Genomic DNA, 16,961 nt, shown 5'->3' on the forward strand with positions numbered 1-16,961 from the left:
TGCATTTGTTTCCTCCTTTTTTTATTAAGTACATAATGTAATTAAAGAGCACGCACATGCGAAAAGCACTTCTGGCAGTTTCAATAAGTTTCATTGCAACAGGATTAAATGCTCAGATTCCTGAGGATGCAATACGAATGTCCTGGGCTACACCAAGCGGAACCGCCAGAAACCAGGCAATCGGCGGTGTGAATGCTTCTTTAGGTGGAGATATCACTTCCAATTTCATCAATCCTGCAGGTATAGCGTTATATAGAACCAGTGAAGTCGTTTTTACACCGGGGTATAATTTCTATAATAATAAAGCAGATTACCGGGGTACGAATTCAGGCATCTCCGGCAATAATTTCATGGTAGGTACAAGCGGTTTCGTTTTTGGCATTAATGACCAATACCGGGCGAACCGGAGTTCAGCTTTCAGTATCGCGGTAAACCGCTCTGTAAATTTTAATAATCATATCAGTTATACAGGCTCAAATAATTACAGTTCCTTTTCAGAGGGATATGCGGCAGAAATTGCTAATTCCGGACTATCTCTTGATGAGGCGCTGAACAGCAGCAACATTTCATTCCCGGCAAGGATGGCTATATATACTTACCTTGTTGACACTTTAAGCATGCCCGGTGGAATGGAAGTGGTAGGTACACCTCTCAGGTATGCATATAAAAATGATACAGCCTTTATACTGAACCAGGCTAACAATATTGAAACAAAGGGAGGTGTCACAGAGATTGCCATCAGCTATGGTGGCAACCATAATGATAAGTTTTACTGGGGTGCAAGTCTTGGGATTCCAATACTAAATTATGAACGTAATTCCACTTTGACAGAAACAGATGCCAGTTCAAACGACCGGAACTATTTTAAGTCCGGAACCTTACACGAATTCTCCACCACAAAAGGCGTGGGAATGAACCTGAAACTCGGTATTATTTTTAAACCGGTTGATAATATCCGGGTGGGACTGGCCTTACATACTCCAACAATTTATGGCCTGCAGGAAACTTATGATGCCACAATGGAAACGAAGCTTGAAAACTACAATGAACCAACTGCTGTTAATGTAAGCACGCTAAATAGTAATACTTTACCTGTATACAAATACGATTACACATCACCATGGAAATTCATGGTCAGTGGCTCTTATGTGTTCCATGAAGTAGCTGATGTAAAACAACAGAAAGGCTTTATCTCAGCTGATCTTGAGTATGTTACCTTCAGCAGCAACCGATTTCACAATGGCGAGGTAGATAATATTCCCATCCAGGATTATTATAATGCTGTCAATAACGTAGTAAAACAAATTTACAAAGGAGCTTTTAATGCAAAAATTGGCGGTGAGCTGAAATTCAATACTCTGATGGCAAGGGCTGGATTTGCATATTATGGTAATCCATATAAAGACCAGCAGATTAAAGGGGACCGTTTGTATATCAGTGGGGGGCTAGGGTATAGGAATAAAGGCTATTTTGTTGATCTGACCTATGTATACCGGCTGACAAATGATGTTAGTTTTCCTTACCGCCTAACTGACAAAGCCAATACTTATGCCGATATAAACGGAGCCGGCGGCAATGTAGTTATGACCGTTGGCATGAAATTTTAAGCATTTGCAGTCAGGAAATCTCGCCACCAATAACCCGAATTTTTTATCGTTCTGAGTTGCGTTTTAAAATCAACATGGATCAGGCCGAATCTTGCTTCAAAACCTTCTGACCATTCGAAATTATCCATAAGCGTCCAGGCGAAATATCCTTTAATTTTTACGCCTTCCTTCCTTGCTTGCAATAAAGCTGCGAGATGAGTTTGGAAATACGCAACCCTGTTTTCATCATGAATATGACCTTTTATTAGTTTGTCTTTAAATGCAGCGCCATTTTCTGTGATCATTAATTCCCGGATTGCACCATATTTCCAAAACCGCTTAATGATATTATGAAAGCTGCCTGGATTTATTTCCCAATCCATTGCAGTATGTGGTACTTTTCTGGACGATGGTTTTACTACAGAAGCTTGCACCAGTGGTATAAAAGGATTATGTTTCACTACTACCGGAAAATAATTCTGAAGTCCAATAAAATCCATATCGAATTGCATCCGCTCAGTAAAGCGCCATGTTGAATTCTGGCGAGCCATTCTGTGCATCAATCCACGGTCGTCTTCAGGAAAGCCTTTACCCAAAAGTGGCTCTATGAACAACCGGTTCATTAAGAGATCAATTCTTTTAGCTGCAGCAACGTCATCGGGTTGCTGCGAAAAAGGAATTACCTCTGAACAGGAAAATGCGGTACCAATATGCGCATTTGAAACATTTTGGCGAAGTACAATTCCGCCATCGGCCTGCGCAATTGCGGCATAATGAACCGTCTTCAAAAAATCATCAAGGCTTTTCTTACCAGGCGCATGCTTTCCAAGTATATATCCAAGTGACGTAAATCCTACGGGTTCATTAAGTACAATCCAGTGTTTAACACGGTCTCCAAAGGCCTTTGCACAAATTTTGGTAAAATGTTTAAACCAGTGATTAATTAACGGATTTACCCACCCGCCCTCCTTTTGCAAAACCTGCGGAAGGTCCCAGTGATACAATGTAACAAAAGGTGTCAATCCAAGGCGAAGGCATTCATCAATTACATCATTATAAAACCGTATACCGGCCTCATTCACCTTTCCTGTACCATTGGGTAAGACCCTTGACCAGGAAATTGAAAACCTAAAACTGTTAAAGCCTAATGCTTTAGCGAGCAAAAGATCGTCCTTAAACCGGTGGTAAAAATCACAGGCCACAGAAGGTCTCGCGCCATTTTTAATAACACCCTGCCGGCGGGCAAATACATCCCAGATGGAGGCAGACCTACCATCTTCCTGCCAGCCGCCTTCATTCTGTGCAGCAGATATTGCAACCCCAAAATAGAAATCATCACCAAAAGATGAAGCCCTTATGGAGGAATATTCTGCAAATTGGTTCGGTAACAAGTTGCTAATCATAGCTAGTAAAGGTCGCACCTCCCCGATTCCGGAATATTATCATTTTGTAAAACTTCGATCTACCCCGGCGTGTATTACCCGCCGGGAGGAAGCCATTGGATGGACCGGTCTTTCCGAAACCAGGTCAACTGTCGCTTGGCATAATTACGGGTATGTTGTTTGATTAGTTCAACTGCCTCTGCAAGCCCAAGGTTACCTTTGAAGTAATCAAAAAGTTCAGAATAGCCAACAGTATTGAGTGCAGTTGGCCATGAGTTTTTCGGCAGGGAAAAAAGATTAAACCTGTTGAAGATGTCTTCAGCTTCCTGAAGCAATCCGGCATCCATCATTCTGTCTACGCGATAGTTGATCCTTTCATATAATTTCTCACGAGGAAGATCAAGTCCGACTTTAATTATGGAAAAAGGTCTTGAGGTAATCTTGCCCGATTGGAAACTACGTATACTCCTGCCCGTTGATTTCACTACTTCCAGGGCCCGCATCAGCCTCCGGGGATTTTGAATTTCACCTTCAGCATAAAATTCCGGATCAAACAGCCGCACCTGTTCCTGCAGCCAGGGCAGTCCAAGTTTTTCGTAATTATTAATAATTTCTCTGCGAACTGCAGGGTACACTTGCGGTAAAACATCGATACCTTCGCAAAGTGCCTTTATATAAAGGCCCGTTCCACCAACGACAACAGCTGTATCAGACAATTCAAAAATCCGTGAGAGTACATTTAATGCATAGCTTTCAAAGACTGCTGCATTTACAACATCCAAAATTGAATGAGAAGCGATAAAATGGTGTTTTACCATCGCCAGTTCTTCCGGTGAAGGGCGGGCAACGCCTATATTCATTTCACGATAACATTGCCTTGAATCTGCTGAAATAATTTCCGTCCCCAACTCCAGGGCCAGTTTTATTGCATACGCCGTTTTACCAACAGCCGTTGGCCCTACAACCACAACAATTGATTTACCACCCGTTGGAACAGCTTTATTCACGATTCTGATTTTCAACCCCTCAAAATTCTTCTTCCCCTTCGGTTTCATTACCTGTTAAATCATCAGTTTCATCCGCTTCAGCTTCCTCTCCTTCAGTTCCAAAACCTTCCGCACCGGATTGGAGGTCGTATTTCTCTTCCATTTCGGCAAGTTTGTCACCGACAAGTCCTTTTGTACCATATTGTGAAGGACCAATTCCTTCTACACGAACAGTAGCAGGATAATCGAGTTTGGGATTTTCTTCTTTGGAAACATTGATCAATTCAACAAGGAATGTCCAGTTACGCACAAAATCATATACATAAACAAACTTCTGGTTGGGATCAAAAATCTCTGAACCAATAGTGGTGGTTGCCATTATCAGGGGATCGGCCCGATAAACCTTATTATATTTCTCAAGGCTGATTTCCCGACCCCTGGCCCAGCTATCATTACTTCGATAAAAAGTTGCCGCATGCTTGTTATCAAACTCATACGCTTTAAGGATCGCCTGGTGCAGGTCCTGGAAACTTTGTTTGTGCCTTATAGCAATATCCCGGTAAACACTGTCGTCTTCCTCAAAATAGATCCTAAACTTCAGTATAGCCATATTTTTTTCTGCGATTTGTGCGTAAAATACAATTTCTTTTATTGAACGGGCTGAAGGTTATATTCTAATGCCTTTTTCACCATTAACCCGTAGGCCGCAGCATAATTATTTTCTATTTCGCCATCCAGGATAGCTTCACGGATAGCATTTTTGATTTCCCCTACAATCCTGCCAGGAGGCAAACCGAATACTTCCATAATCATTTCACCAGTAATCGGCGGCTGCCAGTTCCGGATCCGGTCCTTTTCTTCCACTTCGCGAAGCCGGTCGCGTACCAGGTTAAAATTCCCGAGGTATCGCTTAACCTTAAACTTATTTTTCGAAGTTATGTCTGCAGAGCAAAGTGCCATAAGGTCTTCAATATCATCTCCTGCATCAAAGAGTAATCTTCTGATAGCGCTGTCGGTAATGTTTTCTTTAGTTAAACTTATAGGCCGCAGATGCAACTCCACCAATTTGCGCACGTAGCGCATTTTTTCATTTTGCGGTAATTTCAACCTGGTAAAAATTTTCGGAACCATCCTGCCTCCTATTACCTCGTGACCATGAAAGGTCCAGCCATGGCCTGCTTCAAATTTTTTTGTTGCGGGCTTACCGATATCATGTAAAACTGCCGCCCAGCGCAACCACAGGTCATTTGTATGCTGCGAAATATTGTCCACTACCTGTAATGTATGATAAAAATTATCCTTATGTCCCTTGCCGTCAATATATTCAGCCCCTGCAAGGTCAACCATTTGCGGGAAAATAATATGCAACAAACCCGAACGGTACAGTAGATCCAAACCAACAGAAGGTTTCGCACTGCCCAGAATTTTATTGAACTCTTCGGTTATTCGTTCCTGTGAAATTATCTTTATCCTGTCAATATGTGCACATATGCCTTCCCATGTTTTTTCTTCAATATGGAAGCCCAATTGCGAAGAAAACCTGATACCCCGCATCATCCGCAAGGGATCATCTGAAAATGTTTTTCCAGGTTCAAGCGGCGTGCGGATAATTTTATTTTCCAAATCAGTGATACCGTTAAAGGGATCAACCAACCGGCCGTAATCTGACTTATTCAAACTGATTGCCAGGGCATTGATGGTAAAATCACGCCTAAGCTGATCCTCCTCAAGGTTGCCGGGTGTGACTTCCGGATTCCGGCTATGATAGCGGTAGCTTTCTTTCCTGGCACCTACAAATTCAATTTCAAAATCATCGAGCCTGATCGAAGCCGTTCCAAAATTTTTGTAAAACGCCACCTGTGGCTTTGGTTGAAACCGCTCTGCAACCCGGTGTGCCAGTTCTATACCATCACCTACGCAAACAATATCTGCATCCTTACTTTCGCGTTGGAGAATTTTATCCCGCACGAATCCCCCGATCACATAACAGGGCATATTGAGTTCCTCCGCTGCATGTGCGATCTTATTAAATACAAACAATTCCTTTTCCGTGCAATTGATGTCCATAGGGCTGCAAAGGTAAGCAACCTTTGTTTAGTTGGATATAGGCTGCTATTCCAGTTTGGACCGCGGGATATGAAACGGATTCCAAGCCTCAAAAAGCCGAACTAGTTCAATGGAGCTGCTCCAGTAATTGTTCTTCCCTGATCAGAAGGGCACACTTAAAATGGCCTTCGGGACAAGCTTTCAGTCCGTGTAATCCGCAGGGACGGCAGGGCAAAGGTTCAGCTATTTCTATTATTGCAGACCTTGTCGCCAATGGCCCGAAACCAAATGAGGGCAATGTACTGCAGTAAATAGCTGCTGTTGGTGCATTCACAGCGGAAGCGAAATGCATAGGGGCAGAGTCGTTCACATAATTCATTACTGCTTTCTTCATCAGGGCAGCAGATTGAAGGAAGCTTAATTGTCCGCACAATGACTGCACCAGCTTATTTCCGGCAGCTGAAATTATTGACTGGGCAAGGGCTTCATCTGACGGTGCTCCAATTATGTAAACCTGTAAATACTTTGGAATCCTTTTGAGGAACGCTACCCATTTTTCAGCGGGGTATTGTTTGGTAAACCAAACTGATGCAGGTGCTATTACTAAAAAAGGATACTTGGTAAATGAGGCGATTTTCTGTTCATCGGCTGCAGAAGGATACAAATGCGGTGGAAATGGTTCCTGGTCTGTAAAATGGGCTATGAGGTCATTACATCTTTCTATTTCATGTTTAGGATGCGTGGCATTGCTTATTGTATGCGGCACCACTTTTGTAAAGAAACGACTGAACGGATTCTTATCGTACCCAATTGTTTCCTTAGCACCTGAAAATGCTGTAAGAAGGCCGGTCGCTCCAAATCGCTGTACATTGATTACTTTATCATACCGGGCTGACCGGATTTCATTCAGCAATCGCATGAGATCTTTATATTTCCCGGCTTTTTTATCCCAAATCAACAAACGGTGGAGGTAAGGATGGCTTGCCAATAAACCCTCGTTTCCCTTTCGCACCAAAAAATCGATAGCTGCATCAGGAAAGCGCTGGTGCAGTTTTTCAAGGATGCCGGTAGCCAGCACAACATCACCAATAAATGCGGTTTGAATAATCAGGAAACGCGGCATGGTTATTAATTGGGCGTGATTATACGAATTTTTCAATTACGAATCCTTTTGCCGTGAAAAGCATATGTTTTCTGGCTACCAGGCTGGCTCTTTTTTCCAAAGCCTCAACTTCCAGGGGCGTTACCGCCAATGGTCGCCGGAATCTTTTAATCAGATCGTGTGCAAACCCTTCCTTAACCAATCCTATAGCTACTCCCCCATGGTCGTCCAGCAAATTTTCAGCAAGTCCAAGTACCCCTTCAAACCAAATTGCAACAGGATTAACCTGCTGGTCTAGCCAATCAAAAACGGCAAGATCTAATGCGCTCACATATTGCAGGAGATCACGCTCATCGGCAATGAGTACCACCGGTACTTGCCTGCCCGATCCGGTTTCAATACCCTGTGGGGTACTATTCAGCAATGTTTCCATCGCCCTGTCGTTGGTGGCATCACCGGCAAGCATCCAGCCTGAGGCGGTAGGAATGCCTACCAAATGCCCGTGCTTCATTGCTTCCAGGCATTTTTCCAGATCTTCATTAAAATCCATATCCGGCAAAATTAGGGTATACTGGACCTTAAAAGCCATCATTACCATTGAAATAACACTCGCTATCATGTGTTGAAACGCTATCCCATTTTCCTTATCTTCGCCCAAATTTTTTCCAATATGAACTTGCACGAATACCAAGCCAAGGAATTACTGAAGAAGTACAATGTGCCAGTACAGGAAGGCATTGCCTGTAGCACCCCGACTGAAGCCGAAGAAGCTTATCGCCAGATACACACACAATATAGCAGCCAGTTTGCTGTTGTAAAAGCCCAGATACATGCCGGAGGGCGCGGTAAGGGAAAAATACGCGGAACAGAGCAGCGTGGAGTTGCTGTTGGAAAAAATGCGGAAGCAGTTAAAGAAATTGCCGGAAAAATTTTAGGCGGCACCCTGGTGACCATTCAAACCGGCGAAGCGGGGAAACTCGTCAATAAAGTTTTGGTTGCACAGGATGTTTATTATGAAGGCCCCAACCCGGTTAAAGAATTTTACCTATCAGTATTACTGGATCGTGCGAAAGGGCAGAATGTTGTCATGTATAGCACAGAAGGAGGAATGGATATTGAAGAAGTAGCACACAACACACCTGACAAAATTTTTAAGGAGTGGGTTCATCCTGGATTTCCCCTTCAGCCTTTCCAGGCCAGGAAAATTGCGTTTAACCTCGGGCTAAGCGGAGAAGCTTTCAAGAATTGCGTGAAGTTTGTGACCAACCTTTACAATGCTTATGTTGGTCTCGATTGCGCTATGCTGGAAATTAACCCGCTGTTTAAAACTTCTGATGAGAAGATCATCGCAGTTGACTGCAAAATGAATATCGATGACAGCGCATTAACTCGTCATTCAGAACTTGCTTCCCTTCGTGATATTTCTGAAGAGGATCCTACCGAAGTAGAGGCTGGAAAATACAACCTGAACTTTGTGAAACTGGACGGAAACGTGGGTTGTATGGTAAATGGAGCAGGCCTTGCAATGGCAACCATGGATATCATTAAATTAAGTGGTGGCGAACCTGCAAACTTCCTTGATGTAGGCGGATCTGCAAATGCCCAAACTGTGGAAGCAGGATTCCGGATAATATTGAAAGACCCTAAAGTGAAAGCTATCCTGATTAATATTTTTGGCGGGATCGTGCGCTGCGACAGGGTAGCAGCAGGCGTTATCGAGGCCTACCAAAGTATGGGTAATATCCAGGTACCTATTATTGTGCGACTACAGGGTACCAATGCTGCTGAAGGCAAAAAACTTCTCGATGAAAGTGGCCTGAAGGTTCAAAGTGCTATTCTGCTTAGCGAAGCTGGCGAACTGGTGAACAAGGCAGTTGCTGCCGCTTAACCTATTAAATTTCATATAAAAAAGGAAGACCCGTTACAATTGTAACGGGTCTTCCTTTTTTATTTATGAGAGTTGTATATCTTTTTAAATGCCGATGGAAAATCAGCTATCGCTAATTCCGGCTCTGCGATTTCAGGGTGCCATAACTTCTCCCATTCAAAACTATAAAAACCTTTATACCCCCCGTTGCGCAAAGCTGCGAAGGCTTCTGTTAACGGGGCATCACCACGTCCCAGAAATACATAGTTTTCTTTACCATCTGTTTTTTTAGAATCCTTAATATGCGTATGCCTGATATAGGAATGAAGTTTCGCATAAACCTGTGCAGGAGGCTCATTGGTAACTGTCCACATATTATATATGTCCCAAACCAGGCCCACATGAGGCCCTTCTGAATGTTGCATTAAATACAGGACATCTTCCGTTTTCGACAGATCACCATGGGTTTCCATTAAAACAGTAACTGAACTGCCTTTGGCATAGTCGCCCAACTCTTTCAATCCTGATACTATCAGGTCAAGTGTAACTGCCCGGTCCCGGTCTTTCGGAAGTTCATTAGGGAAAACGCGTACAAACGGACAACCCAAATTGTAAGCCAGGTCAATGAACTGCTTTGCTTCATCAATGTTTTTTTTTCGCTTTGCGGGATCTACATGATGCATTTCTGCTGAAGCACCAAGGTTAACAATTTTCAGGTTTTTATCTGCGAACATTTTCCTGGTAGATGCAATGCTTGCTGCACTACTGAACGCAGGCAATTTTGGTAGGTTAAGCTCCCCGAGGATACCCCTGATTTCTATGCCTTCATAACCATTTGCCGAGCCGAAACTGAGAATTTGTTCAATGCTCCATTTTGGACAGCCAAGCGTGGAAAACGAAAGCAGGGGTGCTTCTTTATTAACTGCAAAAGCTCCTGACCCAATTAATAACCCACCAGCAAATAATGCCGATTGCCGGATAAATAATTTTCTGTTTATCATACGCTATAAGTTTCCTTTTTTCAATTCCTGAACAGCAAAATCGCAGGCCCTGGCCGTTAATGCCATATAAGTAAGTGAAGGATTCTGACACCCCGCCGAGGCCATGCAGGAACCATCTGTGATAAATACATTTTTAACATCATGCATCTGGTTATGACCATTCAACACAGATGACTTTGGGTTCCTTCCCATTCTTGCTACTCCCATATCGTGTATGCTAAAAATCCTTTCGCCGGGTTTGTTGGCATCATCATATGAATTTATTTCTTTACCCCCCAATTTTTCCAGTATCTCAACGGCAGAAGCAGCCATATCTTTCCGCATCTTTTTCTCATTCTCCTTCATTTCGAAATCAATCCCAACAAGTGGCAAGCCCCATTTGTCTTTTTTATCACGGTCCAGGTAAACCTTATTGTCGAAATAAGGGAGGGTTTCACCAAATCCAGCAAGTTCAAAAGACCAGCTGCCGGGTTCAGTAAGTACATCTTTAAGTCCGGAACCTAATTCAGGTTGATCTGCCCGCCCTGACCACCCCGATCTTGCTGCGGAGGTTTGATAACCATAGCCACGAATAAAATCAGGATGCATTGTGTCTTTACTGATATTCCTGAACCTTGGGATATACGTTCCTGTTGGTTTCCGAACATGGTAATATCTGTCTTCAAACCCTTCAATTTTACCAGTCGCACCTACTGCCTTATGATGATCCATCAGGTTATGCCCAACATGGCCACTGCTATTACCCAGGCCTTCGGGGAAGGCATCAGAAACTGAACGTAATAATAATGCGGCAGTATTTATGGTAGAAACATTCAGGAATATAACCCGGGCATAAAATTCTTCTGTCTTTAATGTTTCAGTATCTATAATTCTTACCCCTATGGCCTTTTTCTTTTCATTATCATATAACACTTCAGATACTATCGAAAAAGGCCTTAAAGTAAGTTTGCCGGTTTTCATAGCAGCAGGAAGTGTTGCTGAATTACTGCTAAAATATCCGCCAAATGGGCAACCCTGCTCGCATTTATTCCGGTACTGGCAGGGTCCGCGATCGCCAATTTTATGCGTATGATTAGCAGTACGGCCGATAATCAGTTGTCGCTCCTCATTATAAACCACCTGCATCCGTTTCGCTATTTCTTTTTCCATGCAATTCATTTCCATAGCAGGCATAAAACATCCATCCGGCAAATGAGCAATACCGTCCCGGTTGCCGCTTACCCCAACAAATTTTTCAACATAATCATACCAGGGTGCAAGGTCTTTATAACGAATTGGCCAGTCAACACCAACGCCTTCTTTCAAATTCGCCTCAAAGTCGAGATCACTAAACCGAAGGCACATCCTACCCCACACCAGTGACCTTCCGCCAACCTGGTATCCGCGTATCCAGATATAAGGTTTCTTCTGTATATAAGGATGGTTTTGGTCATTAACTAAAAAATGTTTCGACACTTCGTTGTAGGCATAAACTTTTGTTTGGATAGGATTAATCCGGCGATCTTCCTGTGTTATACCTCCCCGATGGGGCAATTCCCAGAGGTTTTTAGAAGTATCAGTGTAGTCTTTTATATGAACAACATCCCTACCGCGTTCTAATACTAATGTTTTCAATCCTTTTTCACATAGTTCTTTGGCAGCCCAGCCACCACTTATACCGGATCCAACAACAATGGCATCGTAGGTATTCTTAATTGTTGCCCTGGTATTTATAAGAATGGAATCTCCTGGCATAATTTCTTTATTCTAGCAAAATAATAAAAATGACGCATTCGCATATGTATGATTGAACATAATAGTGATTTAAAATCACCACAAACCGACCACTAAAAACAATATATTATAATTCGATGGCCGGATTATTGTTTACATATATAAACAAATGTTATTGCTAACAAAACAAAGTATATACAAGCAAGGTTAATTAGTGAAGGTAACATCAAGCCAGGATTCACAGGAAGGCAACGGAACTGAATAAATCCGGGAAAAGCAATTTATAGGCCTGCATCTAAAGTCCGGAAATTCCTGAAATATAAAATTATCGGAAATCCAAATTGATGAAATCCGTTCTATTAAACGCGACCGAAATGTACAAGCAAATCGAGTTTAGCTAACCAGGTCAGCTCGTTTTTTTCGGTGGTAAGGCAAAGGCTTTAGCCTCATGTTCAAAATGGCCTTTATGAGAACTATCGCAGAATGGCTTGTTTTGTGACAATCCGCAACGGCAAATACTTACAATTTCCCTTCCGCCAAGATCATAAACATTACCTTCTTTATCCCTTATTTCAAAATCACCCTCCACTCGCAGGGAGCCGTTGTTATTTACGGTAATAATTGTTGTAGCCATAGTGCAAAAATAAGGCAATAGTTTTATTAAACAGCCGGCTTGTTTTCCGGATTCCTGATAGCCTGCACCATTTGCAGGAGGTTAGCAGTATCCACTTCAATACGCGAATAATCGCGCTGCTGTAAAAGCGACTTACTGATTAACTGGCTACCCATACCTACAGCAAATACGCCTGATGAAAACCACTGCTGTAAATTTTCTGCAACCGGAGTAACGCCACCCGTAGGCATAAAAGAAATATCTGGAAATAGTTCCCTGATAGCTTTAACAAATTCAGGGCCCAGTAAATTTCCCGGGAATAGCTTAATAACCCTTGCTCCTGATTGTTCTGCAGCTGCAATTTCAGACGGCGTCATACAACCCGGAATCCATAATTTCCCCAGGTACCCGGCGGTTTCTGCGATGGAAGGCAGGTAAGCCGGACTTACTAAAAAATCGGCATTGGCAGCACTGAAATCAATCGCCTGCTGTGCCGTTTTTATTGTTCCAATACCCAATAAAAGGCCCGCCCAGTGATGATCACGGTAATCAATAAGCGCTTTAAAATTATCCATGGCTGCCGGGCCCCTGTTAGTAAATTCTATAACCCTTATGCCTGCGCGGTATAATGCATCTGTAAGGGCTATGCAAACTGCCAACTCGCCGTGATAAAACAATGGCAGCACCCCTTGCGTCCCGATCTTGTCTGTAATTTGGAATGAATTATTCATAAGCTTTTAAAAGAGATTCCACCTCTGAGGCAGATTGCTGTGTTGCATCACCATATTCCAGCAATTTACCAAAAGCCGCAGCAGCAGCGAATGAAATAATATGCTGGGGTAAATGCTCATTATAAATTCCATAAATCAATCCACCCATAAAACAATCGCCGCTACCCACACGGTCAAGGATCTGTTTGGTTGTAAATAACGGGGAGCAATAATTGCCACCCGCAAGGTGGAGGGTACCAAAATAGTCAATACCATTTCCCTTTTCAAACCGGTATGTAAGTGCAACAGAATTGCAGGCAGAATATTTCTCTTTTATAGCCAGTGCTGTTTTAGCGGCATGATCAAGGTAAGTATCCCGGGTAGCACCTGGGTGAATATTCTCATCCACTGGAATTCCGGCAAGTGAATTGGCCGACCAGATATTGCCCATAATCAGCTGGCAGTGTGGTAAAAGCCGGTCCATGATCTCCACTGGCTTTTTTCCGTATTGCCAAAGTTTTGCCCGGTAGTTCAGGTCCACCGAAATCCTGATACCTTTTTTAGTAGCTACCAGTAATGCTTCTTCACAAATTTTGGCCAGGTTTTCATTTAATGCCGGGCAAATTGCGCTGAAATGAAACCATTCCACACCATCAAAGAGGATTTCCCATTCAATTTGGCCTGGCATTAAACTGGCAAAGGAGGAATTCGCCCTGTCATAAATCACACCAGAATTTTTCAGGTCGGTACCTGGTGGTAAATAATAAGTGCCGATTCTTTCACCCGAATACCTGATAGCACTGGTATCAATGCCCTGCTGGAGCAGGTAATCCGAAATATCGTGGCTCAGGTAATGGTCGGGCAATGCAGTAAAGTACCTAACCGGCATTCCCCAGCGGCTCAGTGCTGTCGCTACATTTAGTTCAGCCCCACCGGCATATACAGGCACAACATGTTTCCTTAGCCATTCACCATTAGGTGCAGGTGAAAGCCGTAACAATAATTCACCAAAACAAAATACTTTTCTCATCTGGAATAAGCTGAATTCAGAAGTGCAAAAAGATACGACAGAATTATTCAAAACCACAAAATTAAGCTTGAACCAAACATCATAATTATATAACTATCCCCTTAAAAGGCAAAATAAGCCTGTTGAAATGGGCTTAAGGGAAAGGATTCCTAACTTGCTGTATGATTTCCACTGAAAATGTCATCAACCAAACCCGTAAATGGATCACTGACGTAGTAGTAGGCTGTAATTTATGTCCTTTTGCTGCCAGGGAAATGAGCCGGGAAACTGTTCGTTACAAGGTGGTTGAAGAAATTGCAGAAGATTTGTGCCTGCAGGCATTCCTGGATGAATGCCTGTACCTGGATGGGCACCCGGAAACCGAAACCTGCTTACTGATTTTTTCAAGGGCCTTTCCCGGTTTTATGGATTACCTGGATATCGTTTCACTGGCGGAAGAACTAATTGAAACAGAAGGCTATGAAGGTATTTACCAGGTGGCCAGTTTTCACCCCGACTATCTTTTTGAGGGAGCACCCGCAAACGATGCTGCAAATTATACTAACCGTTCGCCTTACCCCATGCTTCACCTGCTTCGGGAAAAAAGCATTGAAATAGCACTGGAATATTATTCCGGGGATCCAGAAGATATTCCCATACGCAATATGCAATTTGCCAGGGAAAAGGGGCTGATCTATATGAAAATGTTGCGAGATAACTGCCTGAAATAAGTTTGGTTGTGGTAACGGCTTTACCAACAACTAAAAAATTTATAGTAAGATTTTTTATTGAAGACAGCGAATAAAAGCAGTAAAACTCCGAACTTTAAACCGAGTCCGAAAAAATTCCGGCTACACAATGAAAAGATCAATTATTTCCGGTACCGGAAAATATATCCCGCAACAGATCAGGAAGAATGATGCTTTTTTAAAAAACGTTTTTTTTTCTGAGAAGAAACAACATATTGATACCCCTAATGCTGTTATTGCAGAAAAATTCCGGCAGATTACCGGAATTGAAGAACGCAGGTATGCAGATCCGGAAATAACAGCTTCCTGCATGGGTTTGGAAGCTGCCCGTAAAGCCATTGAAGATAGTGGTATTGACCCTGAAACGCTGGATTATATTATTGTGGCCCATAACTATGGCGATATTAAAGCTGGCGAAATTCAGAGTGATACGGTACCGTCACTGGCTTCCCGTATTAAACACCGGCTGGGTATACGCAATCCTTCCTGCGTTGCATATGATATTTTATTTGGATGCCCGGGTTGGTTGCAGGGCGTTATCCAATGCGATCTTTTTTCTAAAGCCGGTGCATGTACAAAAAGCCTGGTCATTGGAACAGAAACACTTTCCAGGGTTATTGATGAACACGACCGGGATAGTATGATTTTTGCAGACGGCGCCGGAGCGGCAGTTCTTGAATGGCAGGAAACCACAGCAGACGGGCCTGGTATACTTGGAACTGCTGTAAGATCAGACACTGGCTCAGAACTTGGGTTTATTGACTTCGGCTGTTCGTACTTACCAGGATCGGATACCCGGCAACGGTATATTAAGATGAAGGGACGTAAGGTATATGAATATGCCATATCACAGGTGCCGGCAGCAATGAAAGACTGCCTGGAAAAAAGCGGTGTTAAAATTGAAGACCTGAAAAAAATTTTTATACATCAGGCTAATGAAAAAATGGATGAGGTGATCATTAAAAATTTCTATGGATTATATGGCCATTCGACGGTTCCTGAAAACATTATGCCTATGAGCATTAAATGGCTGGGGAACAGTTCTGTCGCTACTATTCCCACCTTGTATGACCTGGTTCTTCGTAATGAGCTGGAACCACACCAACTTCATAAAGGGGATATCATACTTTTTGCTTCAGTTGGAGCAGGCATGAATATCAATGCCGTTTGTTACCGCTATTAAAAAAAATGCCTACAAAAAAGATACCACACCACGACTTAGTGATTATAGGCGGTGGCCCCATTGGGCTGGCCTGTGCCCTGGAGGCCAGGAAAGCAAGGATTGACTACATTGTATTGGAAAAAGGATGCCTGGTCAATTCTTTGTACCACTACCCTACCAATATGACTTTTTTCTCCACTTCCGAGCGATTGGAGATTGGCAAGGTCCCATTTGTATCTATTAATCCAAAGCCAACAAGGGCCGAGGCACTGGAATATTACCGGCGCGTTGCAGTAAGCCACGATATCCAAATTAAGTTATTTGAAGAAGTTACTGCCATTAACAGCAAAGGAAAAAGGTTTATAGTTACTACGTCAAGGGCTGTTTATACAGCGAATTATATAATCATCGCAACCGGATTTTATGATATCCCCTTCACGCTTAATATTCCTGGTGAAGACCTGCCTAAGCTAACCCATTATTATAAAGACCCTCATTTTTATGCCATGCAAAAAGTGGTAGTAATCGGGGCGCAGAATTCAGCAGTTGATGCAGCACTCGAAACCTGGCGCAAGGGTGCTGAAGTAACTATGGTTGTAAGGCAGACGGAAATTGGCCAGCGGGTGAAATACTGGGTAAGGCCTGATATTATTAACCGCATTAAGGAAGGTTCTATCAAGGCTTATTACTCCAGTACAGTTTCGGCTATACGCGAACATGAAATTGATATCTTAACGCCCAATGGCATGGTTACCATTGAAAATGACTGGGTAATTGCGATGACAGGTTATGAACCTAACCTGGACTTCCTGGAAAAGACCGGCATCCGGTTATCGAAAGAAACGGCACGTAAACCTGAATATGATGAGAAGACCCACCAAACAAATATACCCAATATATACCTGGCTGGAGTAATATGCGGGGGAATGGACACCCACAGTTTATTTATTGAAAATTCAAGAATACATGCGAAAAGGATCATTTCTGACGTTAAAGAAAAAATGAAGTAATTTCTTAATATATCTCAAACCTGTT

The 16,961-nt window shown here is 42.8% G+C and carries 16 protein-coding genes; 5 read left to right on the forward strand and 11 right to left on the reverse strand.

Annotated features, from left to right (window positions below):
• The first annotated feature begins 56 nt into the window (after positions 1–56).
• Positions 57–1,607 carry an OmpP1/FadL family transporter gene (locus tag LAQ65_RS06005; protein ID WP_224116038.1) on the forward strand — a complete coding sequence of 517 codons (1,551 nt, stop codon included), beginning with the start codon at positions 57–59 and terminating at the stop codon, positions 1,605–1,607.
• On the opposite strand, the gene LAQ65_RS06010 is transcribed toward LAQ65_RS06005, so the two are convergent.
• The 6 genes from LAQ65_RS06010 to LAQ65_RS06035 all read right to left on the reverse strand — a co-directional run bounded on the left by LAQ65_RS06010 (position 1,604) and on the right by LAQ65_RS06035 (position 7,760).
• Positions 1,604–2,989, reverse strand: coding sequence for a GH1 family beta-glucosidase (locus LAQ65_RS06010; RefSeq protein WP_224116039.1), 1,386 nt, complete (start codon positions 2,987–2,989; stop codon positions 1,604–1,606). The two genes, LAQ65_RS06005 and LAQ65_RS06010, sit on opposite strands and share 4 nt — an antisense overlap.
• Before the next feature lie 74 nt (positions 2,990–3,063).
• The gene (gene miaA / locus LAQ65_RS06015) at positions 3,064–3,975 is read right to left on the reverse strand and encodes a tRNA (adenosine(37)-N6)-dimethylallyltransferase MiaA (RefSeq protein WP_224116040.1); all 912 of its coding nucleotides are present in this window, start codon (positions 3,973–3,975) and stop codon (positions 3,064–3,066) included.
• A gap of 19 nt (positions 3,976–3,994) precedes the next feature.
• Positions 3,995–4,564 carry a plasmid pRiA4b ORF-3 family protein gene (locus LAQ65_RS06020; RefSeq protein WP_224116041.1) on the reverse strand — a complete coding sequence of 190 codons (570 nt, stop codon included), beginning with the start codon at positions 4,562–4,564 and terminating at the stop codon, positions 3,995–3,997.
• A 38-nt stretch (positions 4,565–4,602) separates the two neighbouring features.
• Positions 4,603–6,021 carry a CCA tRNA nucleotidyltransferase gene (locus LAQ65_RS06025; RefSeq protein WP_224116042.1) on the reverse strand — a complete coding sequence of 473 codons (1,419 nt, stop codon included), beginning with the start codon at positions 6,019–6,021 and terminating at the stop codon, positions 4,603–4,605.
• A gap of 106 nt (positions 6,022–6,127) precedes the next feature.
• Positions 6,128–7,123, reverse strand: coding sequence for a glycosyltransferase family 9 protein (locus tag LAQ65_RS06030; RefSeq protein ID WP_224116043.1), 996 nt, complete (start codon positions 7,121–7,123; stop codon positions 6,128–6,130).
• Positions 7,124–7,142: 19 nt separating this feature from the next.
• Complete coding sequence (locus LAQ65_RS06035) at positions 7,143–7,760, reverse strand: Sua5/YciO/YrdC/YwlC family protein (protein ID WP_224116044.1); 618 nt, start codon at positions 7,758–7,760, stop codon at positions 7,143–7,145.
• Positions 7,761–7,772: 12 nt separating this feature from the next.
• Here LAQ65_RS06035 and sucC point away from each other — a divergent pair, with 12 nt between their 5' ends.
• Positions 7,773–8,990 (forward strand): ADP-forming succinate--CoA ligase subunit beta, encoded by a 1,218-nt coding sequence (gene sucC / locus LAQ65_RS06040; RefSeq protein ID WP_224116045.1) that lies wholly within the window; start codon positions 7,773–7,775, stop codon positions 8,988–8,990.
• A 59-nt stretch (positions 8,991–9,049) separates the two neighbouring features.
• On the opposite strand, the gene LAQ65_RS06045 is transcribed toward sucC, so the two are convergent.
• From LAQ65_RS06045 to LAQ65_RS06065, 5 genes are all read right to left on the reverse strand, one after another.
• Positions 9,050–9,970: a sugar phosphate isomerase/epimerase family protein gene (locus LAQ65_RS06045; RefSeq protein WP_224116046.1), complete on the reverse strand. Its 921-nt coding sequence runs from the start codon at positions 9,968–9,970 to the stop codon at positions 9,050–9,052.
• 3 nt (positions 9,971–9,973) lie between these two features.
• Positions 9,974–11,704: a GMC oxidoreductase gene (locus tag LAQ65_RS06050; RefSeq protein ID WP_224116047.1), complete on the reverse strand. Its 1,731-nt coding sequence runs from the start codon at positions 11,702–11,704 to the stop codon at positions 9,974–9,976.
• Positions 11,705–12,089: 385 nt separating this feature from the next.
• On the reverse strand, positions 12,090–12,317 hold the full coding sequence (locus LAQ65_RS06055; protein ID WP_224116048.1) for a CDGSH iron-sulfur domain-containing protein: 228 nt from the start codon (positions 12,315–12,317) through the stop codon (positions 12,090–12,092).
• Between the two features lie 26 nt (positions 12,318–12,343).
• The gene (locus tag LAQ65_RS06060; protein ID WP_224116049.1) at positions 12,344–13,027 is read right to left on the reverse strand and encodes a bifunctional 4-hydroxy-2-oxoglutarate aldolase/2-dehydro-3-deoxy-phosphogluconate aldolase; all 684 of its coding nucleotides are present in this window, start codon (positions 13,025–13,027) and stop codon (positions 12,344–12,346) included.
• Positions 13,020–14,036 (reverse strand): sugar kinase, encoded by a 1,017-nt coding sequence (locus LAQ65_RS06065; RefSeq protein ID WP_224116050.1) that lies wholly within the window; start codon positions 14,034–14,036, stop codon positions 13,020–13,022. Before LAQ65_RS06065 ends, LAQ65_RS06060 begins: the two co-directional genes overlap by 8 nt.
• Before the next feature lie 161 nt (positions 14,037–14,197).
• On the opposite strand from LAQ65_RS06065, the gene LAQ65_RS06070 reads away from it, so the two are divergent.
• The 3 genes from LAQ65_RS06070 to LAQ65_RS06080 all read left to right on the forward strand — a co-directional run bounded on the left by LAQ65_RS06070 (position 14,198) and on the right by LAQ65_RS06080 (position 16,936).
• A complete protein-coding gene (locus LAQ65_RS06070) occupies positions 14,198–14,746 on the forward strand; it encodes a DUF1415 domain-containing protein (RefSeq protein WP_224116051.1) in 549 nt (182 codons plus the stop codon).
• A gap of 127 nt (positions 14,747–14,873) precedes the next feature.
• Positions 14,874–15,947, forward strand: a complete 1,074-nt coding sequence (locus LAQ65_RS06075; protein WP_224116052.1) for a 3-oxoacyl-ACP synthase III family protein — start codon at positions 14,874–14,876, stop codon at positions 15,945–15,947.
• Positions 15,948–15,952: 5 nt separating this feature from the next.
• Entirely contained in the window at positions 15,953–16,936 is a 984-nt protein-coding gene (locus tag LAQ65_RS06080) for a YpdA family putative bacillithiol disulfide reductase (RefSeq protein ID WP_224116053.1), read from the forward strand.
• Positions 16,937–16,961 lie beyond the last annotated feature (25 nt).

Origin of the sequence: Flavihumibacter profundi, assembly GCF_020076305.1 — a bacterium.
Lineage (GTDB): Bacteria > Bacteroidota > Bacteroidia > Chitinophagales > Chitinophagaceae > Flavihumibacter > Flavihumibacter profundi.